The organism is Paenibacillus sp. CFBP 13594 (assembly GCF_014842675.1).
GTDB classification, from domain to species: Bacteria; Bacillota; Bacilli; order Paenibacillales; family Paenibacillaceae; genus Paenibacillus; species Paenibacillus amylolyticus_B.
In genome coordinates this window covers 16,212-31,515 of the sequence record NZ_JACYVQ010000010.1, presented here as the reverse complement: position 1 = coordinate 31,515, position 15,304 = coordinate 16,212, and the positions used below count along the sequence as shown (strand labels likewise).

The window sequence follows — 15,304 nt, the reverse complement described above, 5'->3', positions numbered from 1 at the left end:
ACCGTATGCCCCGGCGCAGATCCGAAAAAACTTGCTTTCGGCCTGCGCGTTTACGGGCTTGATTTACGGACTTGCAAGTTGTTCGCCGTCTTCCATGGGATGCGCACCACTTTCGCTTGACGGCGGAAGCGCGCTTGTAATATTAGAACGCGAATTCGATCGTATCGACGGCACTCTTTGCGCCTGCCGCCGGTTTATGACATTCAATCCGACTTAGCTCAAGTTGTGGATTTTCCGCAATTTGAGAAAGTACCCGCAGGTAATCCTCCGTTAATGTACGGATCATCGTTTCTTTGAACAGCTTGGTGGCGTAGAAAAAGCCCCCGCTCAGCGCCCCTTCGTTTTCATACATAAACAGCGTCAAATCAAACTTTGCTTCCTCCAAATGGTCAAGCTCATAATTCTTCAGGCTGACCCCTTCAAGTTCGGCGTCTCGTTCTTCGATATTTTGCAAGTCGAAAACGGCATCGAACAGTGGGAAGCGGCCCGGCTCCCGCTTCACATTCAAACGCTCCACGAGCTCTTCGAATGGATAATCCTGATTCTCAAAAGCTCCCAGAGCCGTTTCCTTGACTTCTTCCAGGTAGGACAGGAACGTTTTGTTGCCCGACGGGCGATTGCGGAGCGCCAGTGTATTAACGAACATGCCGATGACCGGCTCCAAATCAGCGTTAGTTCTTCCTGCCACCGGGGTGCCCACAATTAAGTCTTCCTGCCCGCTGTACTTGGACAGCAGCACAGTATATGCCGCAAGCAGTACCATGTACAGCGTGCTTTCACGCTCGGCCGCCAATTCACGCAGCCGCACAGAGAGAGAAGCTTCGACGTCGAAATCCAGATGCGCGCCTTCGTAGTTGCGAACTGTAGAACGTTCGTAGTCCATCGGCAGATCCCCCGTCGGCAGATCGCCTTCGAAGGTTTGCAGCCAGTACGCTTCCTGCCGCGCGATCCGCTCTCGGTGAACCTCCGACTGCTGCCAAACGGCATAATCCTTATATTGAATGCGTAGTGGCGGCAGTTCTTCCCCGGCGTATAAACTCGAGAACTCATCCATTACAATCGCCATCGATACACCGTCCGACACAATATGGTGCATATCGAAAAGGAGAATATACCGGTTCGGCTCCAGTTCGATGACTCCGGCGCGCAGCAGCGGCGGCTTGCCGAGATCAAACGGACGAACGAAGTTGCGGACAATCTGCTCGACTTGAGCTGCATCCTCTGGATCCGCTTGATGATGCTCAATAGCAAAATCGACCTGCGGGTAAATCCGCTGAACCGCTTCGCCCTTCACCATTTCAAAACCGGTACGCAGCGATTCATGCCTTGTTATCAGTTTCCGCAATGCGGCTTCCAAGCGGTCTAAATCAAACTTGCCTTCAACCTGCACCAGTTCCGGCATGTTGTAAAGCTGATCCGCTCCATCCAGCGTATGCTGAATGAACAGCCGTTTCTGCGCGGAGGACAGAGGGTAGTACTCTCTCTGCTCCGCTTGAGGAATGGACTCATGCTCCCGCCGTTCCATCCGGGCAATCGCCTCGGCCATCGCCGCAATCGTCGAGTGACGGAATACGTCGCGCAGCGGGAGGTTGACGTTTAATTCCTTAAATACCTTGCCTGCCAGCGTCGTCGCTCGCAGAGAATGGCCGCCGATGTCGAAGAAGTTGTCGTAAACGCCAATCTCCTTCGTAAGCCCCAGCACCTCCTGCCAAATCACCGCCAGCTTCATTTCCAGCTCATTGCGCGGTGCGACATACTCCATTCCACTTCCCGCTTCCCCTTCCGGCGCTGGCAGCGCCTTCCGGTCTATTTTCCCGTTCGGCGTCAGAGGCAGGCGTTCCATCTCCACGAAGTACGACGGGATCATGTACCCCGGCAGATCCTGCACCAGCGCACTGCGCAGATCGTTCACCAACAGTTCCGCACCGATATCCGGCGTGTAATACGCACACAACTCCTTCTGCCCGTTCGCGTCACTTCGAACCAGCACCACCGCTTCGCGCACACCTTCCACCCGCAACAGCTGTGACTCGATCTCACCCGTCTCGATCCGGTAACCCCGGATTTTTGCCTGGTTGTCGATTCGGCCGATGAAGTCCACGTTGCCGTCTTCCATCCACCGTGCCAAGTCTCCTGTGCGGTACAGCCGCTCGCCCGCGGTGAAAGGGCTGTCTACAAACTTCTCTTCCGTTAGCTCTGGGCGGTTCAAGTACCCACGTGCTACCCCAACGCCGCCGATGACCAGCTCGCCCAGCACCCCGACCGGCACCGGGTTCAAGTGCGCATCCACAATGTAGAATTTCGCATTCAGCCGCGCTTTGCCAATCGGCACATGGCCTGTCTGCGGCAGCTTCGCCAACTGCTCGTCATAGAAACTGGAGTCAATTGCCGCTTCCGTCACGCCGTAGGCGTTGATGATGCGGAACAACGAGCCAAACCGTTCCTGTAAGGTTCGGTAATCCGCCACACTGCAACTGTCCGAGCTTGTAATCAACAGCTCCATACCGCTTAACTCCAGCCCCTGCTCATGCACATGCTCCATGAACGGCACGATCAGTGCTGGTGTTGATTCAAAGATTGACACATGCTCCCGCTCTATCCAGTAGTGTAGACGAGACGGATCGATCCGGTCGTCCTTCGGTACAATGACCATGGTCCCTCCGTTGTACAGCGTCCGCGCGATATCACCCACGAACACGTCAAACGAGAAACTAGCGAGTTGTAACAGCCGTACCGGGAACTGATCCAATCGGTATTCCCGTCGGTAACCCGCTGCCGTGTTCACCAGACTGCGATGCTCGATCATCACGCCCTTCGGCTTGCCTGTTGTCCCTGACGTGTAGATCACATACGCTAGATCCTCAGGAAGAGCTTCATGGAACCTGTCCATACCGACAACATCAACATCATTTGGATGATTCTCTCCACCACCGTTCACAGCCCCCGTTAGCTTGCCGTTGACTGGATTGGGAGCACTGCTGGAGCCTTGGCCGAAGTCCATCGGGGCATTTACCCGATCTTCGCTGTATGATGTTTCGTCATCGAGATACAGCACCGTCTCCAGTGCTATTTCCTCTTCGCCGAGCCAGGCTTCGGCACGCTCTCGCAGCAGTGTTTGTGTCAGCAGTACCTTCGCTCCGCTGTCTTCGAGCATAAATCGCACCCGCTCTGCTGGATAATCCGGGTCGAGCGGTACATAGGCCCCGCCCGTTTTCCATACGGCTAGTACAGCCACCAGCAAATCGACCGAACGCTCAGCGAGAATGCCAACGATGGACTCCCTGCCGATGCCGCTTGTGCGCAGCGTAGCCGCCAAGCGGTTCGCTCGCTCGTTCAGCTCCACATACGTTAGGCGGTTATTTTCATACACGACGGCTTCCGTTTCCGGTGTGCGTTCCGCCTGTTCCTCGAACAACCGGTGGAACGCCGCCACAGGAGCCGGTTCTAGCCGCGCTGGATTAAACGCACTGAGAACTTGTTCTTTTTCCTCTGCTGTCAGCAAGTTCAGCTCGGCAATCTTCGCATCTGGACGGTTTACAATTGTCACGAGCAACTGCTCGTAATGTTTTGCCAGCCGTTCAATCGTCTCCCTTTTATAAAGAGCCGTTGCATATTCGAAGCTGTAATCCAACCCGCCGTTCTCCTCGCCCACATCCAAGCTGATATCAAACTTCGCAGTATCCAGTACGCTCGGATAAGGAATCAGGCGAAGCCCTTCCAGCTCAAATTGCTCATTCTCCGTATTTTGCATCGTAAACATCGTGTCGAAGAGTGGATTACGGCTTAAATCACGGGTGACTTGCACCTTGTCCACCAATTGTTCAAACGGATAGTTTTGATGCTCAAAGGCGTGCAGAGTTGTTTCTTTGACTTCGTTCAGGTATGACAGGAATGTTTTCTCCGAAGCCGGATAACTGCGGATCGCCAACGTGTTTAGGAAAATCCCGATCAACGGCTGCACATCTCCATGATTCCTTCCGGCAATCGGCGTTCCAACGATCACGTCTTCCTGACCTGAATATTTGTGCAAAAGCACGTTATACGCCGCAAGCAGAACCATAAATAATGTCGTGCCCGTTTCCGAAGCCAGCTGTTTCAGGCCGTCGGTTTTTGAAGCGTCGAAGAAAAACTCCAGCGTTTGACCTTCATAGCTCTGTACAGCCGGACGTGGATAGTCAGTCGGCATTTCCAGCACCGGAAGCTCGCCCTGGAACATGTCCAGCCAATACGCCCCCTGATGCTGAAGCCGTTCCTGCTGCTCCTGCGAATGCTGCCAAACGGTGTAGTCTTTGTACTGAATGCGTAGCGGCTCCAATTGCTCTCCACCATACAAACGCACGAATTCTTCAACAAAGATTTCCATCGAAACGCCGTCAGAAATAATATGATGCATGTCGTACATCAGAATATGGCGTTCCGGAGCCAGCTCAACAAGGCCTACTCTCAACAGCGGTGGCTTAGCCAAGTCAAACGGACGGACGAAACCGTGAACCACCGCTTCGACCTCTTGCTCATCCACTTGATAGAACTCCACCGCAAAATTCACGTCCTGGTAAACCCGCTGTGATGCTTCGCCATCCACCATTTCGAACCCGGTGCGCAACATTTCATGCCGCGCCACGAGCTTGCGGAACGTTTCTGCGAACCTTGCCCGGTCCAAAGCACCCTCCAGCAGCATCGCTTCCGGCATGTTGTAGCTAAGCTCCGCACCTTCCAGCTGATTCAAGATAAAGAGACGTTTTTGAGCAAAAGATTGCGGGTACACCTCTCGGCCATCCGCCACTGGAATGGCAACGAATGTCTGCTGATCCAGCCGAGAAATGGCGGCAGCCATGCTCTCGATCGTGGAATGGCGGAACACATCGCGCAGTGGCAGATCCACGTTCAAGTCTTTATGAATCTTGCTGACCAAAGTTGTCGCGCGCAAGGAGTGGCCACCGATGTCGAAGAAGTTGTCGTGAACACCAATCTCCTTCGTAAGCCCAAGCACTTCCTGCCAAATCACCACCAGCTTCATTTCCAGCTCATTGCGCGGTGCGACGTACTGCGTTCCACTTCCCGCTTCTCCTTCCGGCGCTGGCAGCGCCTTCCGGTCTATTTTCCCGTTCGGTGTCAGAGGCAGACGCTCCAGCTGTACGAAGTACGACGGGATCATGTAACCTGGCAGCTCCTGCGCCAGCGCACTGCGCAGATCGTTCACTAACAGCTCCGCGCCGCCGGTCTCCGGCGTATAATACGCACACAGCGCCTTCTGCCCGTTCGCATCACTTCGAACCAGCACCACCGCTTCGCGCACACCTTTCACCCGCAGCAGTTGCGACTCGATCTCACCCGTCTCGATTCGGTAACCCCGGATTTTTGCCTGGTTGTCGATCCGGCCGATGAAGTCCACGTTTCCGTCCTCCATCCACCGCGCCAAGTCTCCTGTGCGGTACAGCCGCTCGCCCGCGACAAACGGACTATCTACGAACTTCTCTTCCGTCAGCTCCGGACGGTTCAAGTACCCACGTGCTACGCCAACGCCGCCGATGACCAGCTCCCCCAGCACCCCGACCGGCACCGGGTTCAGGTGCGCATCCACGATGTAAAACTTCGCATTTAACCACGCTTTGCCAATCGGCACATGCCCTGTTTGCGGCAGCTTCGCCAACTCCTCGTCATAGAAACTGGAGTCGATCGCCGCTTCTGTCACGCCGTAGGCGTTGATAATGCGGAACGACGAACCAAACCGTTCCTGTAAGGTTCGGTATTCCGCCACACTGCAACTGTCTGAGCTTGTAATCAACAGCTCCATACCACTTAACTCTAGCCCCTGCTCATGCACATGCTCCATGAACGGCACGATCAGTGCCGGTGTTGATTCAAAGATCGTCACTTGCTCCCGCTCTATCCAGTAGTGCAGACGAGACGGATCGACCCGGTCGTCCTTCGGTACAATGACCATGGTACCGCCGTTGTATAACGTCCGCGCAATGTCGCCCACGAACACGTCAAACGAAAAGCTGGCGAGCTGCAGCAGCCTTACCGGGAACTGATCCAACCGGTATTCCCGTCGGTAGCCCGCTGCCGTGTTTACCAGGCTGCGGTGCTCGATCATTACACCCTTTGGCTTACCCGTCGTTCCCGACGTATAGATCACATACGCCAAGTCCTCCGGACAGGCTTCATAGCAGCTGTCCATGCCCACAACCTTCGAATGGCTCTCATCTCCGTCGTTCACAGCACCCGACAGCTCGCCGGAGACTTTACCGGAAACCACGCTGGAGCCAAGCGGTGCATTCTCCCGGTCTTTGCTGTATGACGTTTCGTCGTCGAGATACAGCACCGTCACCAGTGCAAGTTCCTCTTCGCTGAGCCAGGCTTCAGCACGCTCTCGCAGCGGCGTTTGCGTCAGCAGTACCTTCGCTCGGCTGTCTTCAAGCATGAACCGCACCCGGTCTGCCGGATAATCCGGGTCGAGCGGTACATACGCCCCGCCCGCTTTCCAGACGGCCAGCACAGCCACCAGCAGGTCCACCGAACGCTCGGCGAGAATGCCAACAATCTCCTCCCGGCCGATTCCACTTGCGCGCAGCGTTGCCGCCAATCGATTGGCCCGCTCGTTCAGCTCCGCATACGTCAGCCGATCGTTCTCGTATACGATGGCCTCCGCTTCCGGTGTCCGTTCCGCCTGTTCCTCGAACAGTCGGTGGAACGCTGCCACAGGAGCCACTTCCGATTGCGCCGGGTGAAACGCGCCGAGAATTTTCTCTTTTTCATCTTCCGTCAACATGTTCAGCTCAGCGATCTTTGCATTCGGATGGCTTACGATCGCCGCAAGCAAATGTCCAAAATGAATCGACAGCCGCCGGATCGTGCTTTCTTTATAAAGAGCCGTTGCAAATTCAAAGTTGCACTCCAGTCCGCCATTTTCTTCCGTAACATCCACACTCAGGTCGAACTTGGCCATACCATATTCGCTAGAGTACGGGGACAATTTTAGGCCTTCCAGCTCAAACTCTGACTCCTCCAGGTTTTGCAGGGAGAACATCGTGTCAAACAGCGGGTTGCGACTCAAATCCCGGCTAACCTGCACTTTATCGACGAGTTCTTCGAACGGATAATTCTGATGCTCGTAAGCGCCTAATGTCGTTTCTTTCACTTCTTCCAAATACGACAGGAAGGCCTTCTCCGAAGCCGGATAATTGCGGATCGCCAGCGTGTTGACGAACATTCCGATCAAAGGCTGCATGTCGCCGTGCGTTCTGCCTGCAATCGACGTTCCAACGATCAAATCATCCTGACCTGTGTATTTATGCAAAAGCACGGTATATGCGGCAAGCAACACCATATATAGCGTCGTTCCTCTTTGAGCGGCCAGCTGTTTCAAGCCTTCGTTCGTTGCCTCGTCCACGAAGGATGTCAGCGTATGTCCCTCATAGCTCTGTACAGCAGGACGCGGATAGTCCGTCGGCATTTCCAGAACCGGCAACTCGCCCCGGTAACGGTCCAGCCAGTAAGCTTCCTCGCGTTTCAATTGCACTTTTTGCTCGTACGATTGCTGCCATACCGCATAGTCCTTGTACTGAATGTGCAAAGGCTCTAATGACTCACCTCCGTACAAACGAACGAGTTCCTCAACGAATACGTCCATCGAAACCCCGTCAGAGATGATATGGTGCATGTCAAACATCAGTAAATAACGTTCGGTTGCCAGCTCTACGAGTTCGGCACGCAGCAATGGTGGCTTCGCCAAGTCGAAAGGCCGGATAAATGCCTGCACGACTGCAGACGCTTCTTCCTCGTTCGCATGTCGACACACGACGGCAAAATCAACGCCCTCGTAAATACGCTGTACCGCTTCGCCTTGCACGATCTCAAATCCGGTTCGCAACGTTTCATGACGTTCGATCAGTCCGCAGAAAGCTTTCTCCAACAAGCTATGGTCAATCGATCCTTCGAGCAACAGCACACCCGGCATGTTGTAGCTCTGATCGGCTCCTTCCAGCTGATTCAGGATAAACAGCCGCTTCTGAGCTGAGGAAAGTGGATAATACGCTCTTTCATCTGCCAGCGGAATCGACGAGAACAACTGCTCTTCAGTCCGGGAGAGTGCGAGAGCCATCTCTTCGATCGTTGAGTAGCGGAATACGTCGCGCAGAGGCAGTTCGACGTTCAACTCCTGATGCACCTTGCTCACCAGTGTCGTTGCGCGCAAGGAATGGCCACCCAAGTCAAAAAAGTTGTCATGAACCCCGATGTGCTCCAATCCAAGCACGCTTTTCCATATTTCAGCCAAGCTGGCTTCCAACGGAGTCCGAGGCAGAGTATGTCCTTCGCCCGGTTGCAAGCTCTCCTCAGGTGCCGGGAGGGAGCGGCGGTCAACCTTGCCGTTCGTTGTCAGTGGAAGCCGTTCCAACTGGATCAGGTACGCCGGGATCATATAGGCAGGAAGTTCCCGGGAAAGAACGCTCTTCAGCTCGGCCGCCGGAAGCTCGCGGTCCGCTTCATAATAGGCGCAAAGTTGCTTCTCGCTGGAGGCGTTTTCCCGTGCGAATACCGTCGTTTTCCGAATTCCCTCCACTTTCTGAAGCTGAGCTTCGATCTCGCCCAACTCAATACGGAAGCCGCGGATTTTCACTTGGTCATCCGTACGCCCCACGTATTCAATCGTGCCGTCCGGTAGCCATTTCGCCAAATCCCCTGTCCGGTACATGCGCTCTCCTGGCACAAACGGATGGTCCACAAATTTATCCGCCGTCAGCTCCGGTCGGTTATTGTAGCCCCGTACCAACCCTTCTCCACCGACGCAAAGCTCCCCGGCCACGCCGATCGGCAGAAGTTTATTCTGGCTGTCGACGATATACACCGTCGTATTGCTGATCGGCCGTCCGATGGGTACGGTAACCGCGGACTCATCGACAAAGTCGACTGGAAGGTACGTGGTATAAACCGTGCTTTCCGATGGGCCGTACAGGTGGTTGAGCCTGCCCGGTCCGATATGAGCGAGCGCTTTACGCACATGGCCGACCGACACGCGCTCTCCTCCGAACAAAATCGCCCGGACATCCCGCAGGCAGTCGACGTTCACATCCACAAGGACGTTGAAGAAAGCTGTCGTAATCAGCATGACCGAAATTCGCTCGCGCTGGATGTGATCCGCCAGCTGGCCGATCTCCAGCAAAGTCTCGTGGGGAACCAGCACCAGCCGTGCCCCGTTGGTCAAAGCGCCGAAAATATCAAAAATCGCTCCGTCGAACGAATAGCTCGAAAGCTGGAGGACATGATCCCGCTCAGTGATGTCGATATAATTCGTATTTCGCACGATCCGCACGATATTGCGGTGCGAAACAAGGTTGCCTTTGGGCTTGCCCGTCGTGCCTGACGTATAGATGATGCAAGCCAGATCTGTCGCTTCGTTGCCCGGATTTAGATTTGTGCGGTCCTCGTGATAGAAGGACTCGTCATCCAGTAAAATCACGGAGTAAGAACCCGCCAGGCGCTCGCGCAATCGACTTTGCGTCAGCATGACCTGCGCACCCGAATCCTCGATCAAGAAACGGATACGCTCCTCGGGATATTCCGGGTCAATCGGTACGTAAGCCGAACCGGCTTTGTGTGCCGCCAGCATTCCCACCACCATTTCGATGGAACGCTCAGCCATAATGGCGACCAGACGGTCTTTGGATATCCCGTGGCTACGCAAGGTACGAGCAAGGCGGTTAACGCGTTCGTTCAGCTCGCGGTAGGTCAGCTCTTGCCCATTCAAGGAGATGGCAGCTGCATTCGGGATGCGCTCCGCCTGCTCTTCGAACAATTGAATGAGCGTTTTCCCGCGCGGAAATTCCGTTGTGGTGTCGTTAAAACGTCCGAGAAGGTCAGCCTTTTCCGCCTCCGTCACAAGTTCCAGCTCGCCCACGGTAATTTCCGGGTTATCCGCCACCTGCTCCAGCAAATGAACGAGATGCCCCTTGAGCCGCTCAATACTATCTTTATCAAACACTTCGGCGTTAAAGTCGAACCGAATTTCAATCTCGTCTCCCGGCACCACGGTGACGTTGAAGTTATAGTTTGTCTGCTCCTCCATCTGAACATCAGCAATCGTCAGGTCGCCGTGCTGCTGGTCCCCCGCCTGCTCCATCTGCTCATCCACCGGATAGTTCTCAAAAGCGATGATATGGTTGATCAGGTTCTGCTTTTGCACGCTGCGGGCCTGAATTTCATACAGCGGATAGTAATCATAACGCCCGGACTCCAGCGCCCGCTCTTGAAGCTTCGCCATCAGGTCGGCGAACACGGTGTCCGCTTCGCTCGTTACCCGGACCGGCACCGTATTGATGAACAGCCCGATCATGGACTCAATGCCCGGAATTTCCGCCGGTCTTCCGGCTACGACGCTGCCGAATACGGCATCGTTTGTTCCGTTATATTTTTGCAGCATCACGCCCCAAATAGCTTGCAGCAGTGTATTGACCGTAACCAGGCGCTGTTTCGCCACCCGGTCCATCCGCTCGCTCAAGTCCTTTCCCAGCTCGGCGGTGACGTGATCAGCCGTAAATCTGCCGTTGGGTGCCAGTTCCTTTTGTCCCGGGATTACAGTTTGCCCTTCATAACCTGCCAGGAATGCCATCCAATAGGCTGATGCCGCCTGATCGTCCTGTCTCTCCAACCATTCGATATAGGCGCCATAATCCGATCCTTTATCTCCCGCTGACTGCTCGCCGGATGCCAAGGCCGAGTATGCCTCAAACAGCTCCTGCGTCAGCTGAGCCAGGCACCAGCCATCCATCAAAATATGTTGGAAACTCCACAGTACATGATAGCTTTGCTCTTCGGTGTGCAGGATCGTGAACCGAACGAGCGCGTCATGTTCCATATCGAAGCCGCGAAGCTTGTCCTCCTCGGCCTTTTTATCCAAGTAAGCTTGTTTTTCGTCCACCTGCAAATGAAGCAGCTCTTCATATTCAAAACCGACTGGCTTGTCGCGGTATATGATTTGCAGCGGCTCGCCCGCCGGTCCTTTCACAAAATTCGCCCGCAGCACCAGATGACGTTTCGCAAGTTCCATCCAACTCCTCTCAAAAAGCTGGACGTCGAGTGCTCCCCGCATCGTAAACCGCGTCTGTTCAAAATAAGCTGCCGTTTGCCGGTCAAGCGCGCTGTGGAACCACATACCCTTCTGCATCGGCGTAAGTGAGTAAATATTTTCGATTTCCCCGAGATGGCCCGAGCGCTGGGCGATTTTCTCCAATTCTGCAATGGTCAAGCCTTTGAATTGCACGTCGCTCGGCGTCAATTCAGTGGTTTCTTTGCCTGCACAGTGGATAATGAGGTCTCGGAGACTTTGCTCAAGCCGCTGAGCGAGGGCTTCCATCGTTTCCTTGCGATACTGCTTCCGGCTGTAGCTGAGATCGAGCGATAAAGCGCCGTCCAGCACCATACCGTTGATATCCAGCACAAAGCTGCGGGCCTGCCGGTCGCTAGCCGGGCTGCCGCTGGAATAAGAAGATATGCCGATCTCGTCCTGGTTGACATCATCGTCGAACTGGCCGAGGTAGTTAAAATTTATTTCCGGCTCTGCGCCCCAAACTAAGCCATCCTCCGATTTCGAGAGATAGCGACATATGCCGTACCCTAGCCCCTTGTTCGGAATACGGCGCAAGTTTTCCTTGACCTGTTTAATCTGATATGCCAAATTTCGGTCGGTTTCCGGCTCCAGGACGACCGGAAACTTGGTCGTAAACCAGCCAACTGTACGCGTGATGTCGATATCCGTTCCGATCGATTCACGTCCGTGTCCTTCAAGATTGATCCGCAACCGTTCCTGCCCCGCCCATTTGCGTAAGGCTATTCCGAGCGCCGTTACGAAAATATCATTCATTTCGGTGTTGTAGGCACGGTGAACCCGCTTCAGTAGCAGTTCCGTTTCATCGGGAGTCAAACGGACAAACAGCGATTCGCTGTCCTGCTGCGTCGTAACGTCCGCCTCCATATCCTTTGGCACGGCCAGAACCTCCATTTGTTCCACGGCCTGCCAATAGGCCCGTTCCTTTGCCATCTCCGGGCTTTGCGCGTAAGCAGCCAGCTGCTCGGACCAAGTGCGGTACGCATCTGTTTTCGCCGGGAAACGAATTTCCTCGCTTTTGCCAGTCTGCTCGTAACCTAGAGCGAAATCCTCCATCAAAATGCGCCAAGACACGCCGTCTACCACGGCATGATGAACCGCGAGCAGCAAATGATTTCCATCCTGGCACTGGAACAGTCCCGCCTTCATGAGGGGCCCGTTCTCCAGATCGATGCCTGCTTGAATGTCCGTTGCCTTCGCTTCCACAGCCTGCGTGGGATTCTCCGCATCCTTAAAGTCGAACACGTCCAGCGTGAACAGCCCACCATCCTGAATCGCTCGGGTTAACGCACTAAACCCTTGTTCCGTCTTACAGAACACCATGCGCAAGGCGTCATGATGATCGACCAGCTTTTGAAGCACCTTATACACTGTCTCTTCGTTGAAGCGTTCCTTCCGGTAAAACATCACCGACTGGTTGAAATGATGCGGGTCCGCAAATGAACTCTCGAAAAACCAATGCTGAATCGGCGTCAACGCCGTTTCACCCGTTATTTCGCCTTGATCGATGGTACGTCTGATCGGTTTCACATACAGGCTGAGCTGTGAAATCGTCGGATATTTGAACAAATCCCGGATTTCCAGCTTGTACCCGGCTTGATGAAGCCGCGAAGATACTTGAATGGACTTGATCGAGTCTCCGCCCAACTCAAAGAAATGATCCGTTACCCCAACACGATCGGCGTTCAATACCGCCTGCCACACATCAGCAAGCGTTCGCTCAGTTTCATTGCGGGGAGCTACGTACGCGCCGCCGGTCAGTGCGTTTCCTTCCGGGGCAGGCAAAGCCTTACGATCGATTTTGTCGTTCGGCGTGAGCGGCATCCGCGGAAGCTGAACAAAATGCGCCGGAATCATGTAATTCGGCAATTTTTGCGCCAGCGCGCTTCTCAGCTCGCCGAGCGTAAGAGGGAGACTCGCGACCAGGTAAGCGCACAGTTCTTGCCCGCTTTTGCCTTCCCGCGCGATTACAATCGTCTCCTGCACGGAGTCGATCTTCAGAAGTTGCTCTTCAATCTCACCGACCTCGATTCGGAATCCACGGATTTTCACCTGATGGTCGATCCGGCCCAAGTACTCCATATTTCCGTCCGGCAGCCAGCGGGCGAGATCTCCTGTCCGGTAAAGGCGTTCTCCCGGCACAAACGGATGTTCCACAAACTTCTCTGCCGTCAGCTCCGGTTGGTTCAGGTAACCTCTCGCAAGCCCCACGCCTGCCACGCACAGCTCGCCGTCCACTCCCGGAGGCACAAGTTGCAGGTGGGCATCCAAAATAAAAATTTGATGATTAGCCAGCGGGCGCCCAATCGGAATGACTCTGCGTTCCGGCTGTTGCTCATCCGCATCCCAAAGCGTCGTAACAATCGAAGCTTCGGTAGGGCCGTAAGCATTGAAATAATGGACCTTCGCTTTCCACTGCTGCACGAATTCGGCCGATACCGCTGAACCTCCCGTTACAAGCTTTGTTAAGCTGGGAAGACGATCCGGGTTCAAATGAGCGCTATACGTCGGAGGCAGAATCGCCGCCGTAATCGCATGCTCGTTCATATAACTCTCGAACAGACGAGTGTCGAGAATTGTCTCGGCCGTCGGGATGTACAAAGCCGCGCCAAAATAGAGTGCTTTGAACACTTCCCAGCAGGATGCGTCGAAGGACAAGCTCGCAAATTGAACGATCCGGTCTTGCTCCGTGATGCCCAGCCTGTCTGCGAACATCAGCTTCAAGCTGACCAAACCACGATGCTCCAGCATAACCCCTTTGGGTTTCCCCGTTGTACCTGACGTATAAATGACATAAGCAAGATCGTTTGGACCACTGGCCGCCTCCAGGTTCGAGCCATCGTCGCTATAGGCTTGTTTATCATCTAGCGCCAATACGGTCCCTTCGAACGGGACTTGCTGTAAGAGCTCTTTTTGAGTCAGCAGCAGCTGCGCGTTCGAGTTCTCCAGAATGTAGCGGATACGTTCTTCCGGGTACTCCGGGTCGATCGGCACGTAGGCACCGCCAGCTTTCAGAACCGCCAGAATGCCAATGACCGTCTCCAGCGATCTCCTGACCATCAAGCCTACCAACTGATTAGGCAGCACGCCGACCGATCGTAGCGTACGCGCCAGCTGGTTCGCCCGTTCGTTCAACTCTGCGTATGAAAGACGCTGCCCCTCAAAGAACACCGCCGTCGCCTCGGGCACACGCTTCGCTTGCTCCTCCACAAGCTGATGAATCGTCCGATCACGAGGATAGTCCTTCTCGGTATCGTTAAAGCTTTGCAGTAATTTAAATTTTTCGTCCTCCGACAGCATGTCCGCTCGCACGATGTTCAGCTCCAGCTCATGAAGCCCCACGGACAGCAGGCGATTCAGATGGCCGACGACCCGAGTCATGAACTCGGAGTCATATAAGTGCTCGTTATATGACAGCGCTAGCTGTATCGTCCCGCCGGCTAAACTGAATTCAAACGAACAGTCCGTGACCACGTTTTGCCCAATTTCGTCCAGATGCAGCTCCTTAAGGGATACTAGCGTATGGACAAAGGGTATCCCTTCTGCATATTGCAGATCCAGCTTCTCCGTCATTTTCAAGAACGGAATATGTTGATGCTGAATGGCTTCCGGCAAGGAAGTCCTCAGTTCGCTCAGAAGCGTTTTAAAAGTTGCTCCCACCGAAAGGGAGTTTTTCAAAATGACCGTATGATTAACGGATCGACGCGTCTCCCCCTTTTTCGGCACAACCGGCATGCCGACCAGAATGTCTGAAGCTCCAGTATATTTATGCAAGAGTGCCTGAACACCGGCGAGCAAAATCATAAAAGCAGCCAGCGGAGCACCCTTGCTCATTTGAAAGACGCGCTGCGCCGCTTCCTCCGAAAGCGAACCGCCAACGGTTTTCACATTGGGCACCAGGGAGTTTGGAGCTTTGCTGTAAGGCAGCCGCGTCAAGGTATAATCGTCACTACCGAATTTTTCGTTCCAAAACAACGTTTCTTTTTCAAAAGCCATCTGGATCGTTCCCCTCTCTTCATCGGTAAAAGCAATACGGCAGAGCATATGCCGAAGCAACGCTCCCCTCCTTCTCAAACATCTGACAACAACATCAATGGCTTGCGCAATGTCACCGCTTCAATTGCCCGGTTGATCGCATGTGGCAATCCTCTACCTACCAGCTGTCCCGCTCGGCTCCAATGCGTAAAGGACAACAAGCAT

At 54.3% G+C, this 15,304-nt stretch carries 2 protein-coding genes; both read right to left on the bottom strand.

Features of this window, described 5'->3' with window-relative positions; translation table 11 throughout:
- Nucleotides 1-142: 142 nt before the first annotated feature.
- The gene (locus tag IFU39_RS25910) at nucleotides 143-15,148 is read right to left on the bottom strand and encodes a non-ribosomal peptide synthetase (RefSeq protein WP_192135688.1); all 15,006 of its coding nucleotides are present in this window, start codon (nucleotides 15,146-15,148) and stop codon (nucleotides 143-145) included.
- A 26-nt stretch (nucleotides 15,149-15,174) separates the two neighbouring features.
- The gene (locus tag IFU39_RS33320; RefSeq protein WP_274599299.1) at nucleotides 15,175-15,297 is read right to left on the bottom strand and encodes a hypothetical protein; all 123 of its coding nucleotides are present in this window, start codon (nucleotides 15,295-15,297) and stop codon (nucleotides 15,175-15,177) included.
- Between the last annotated feature and the right edge of the window lie 7 nt (nucleotides 15,298-15,304).

Bases quoted from the DNA above. Each gene is read 5' to 3' on its own strand.
- IFU39_RS25910 (WP_192135688.1), bottom strand. From the start codon at position 15,148: ATGCTCTGCCGTATTGCTTTTACCGATGAAGAGAGGGGAACGATCCAG.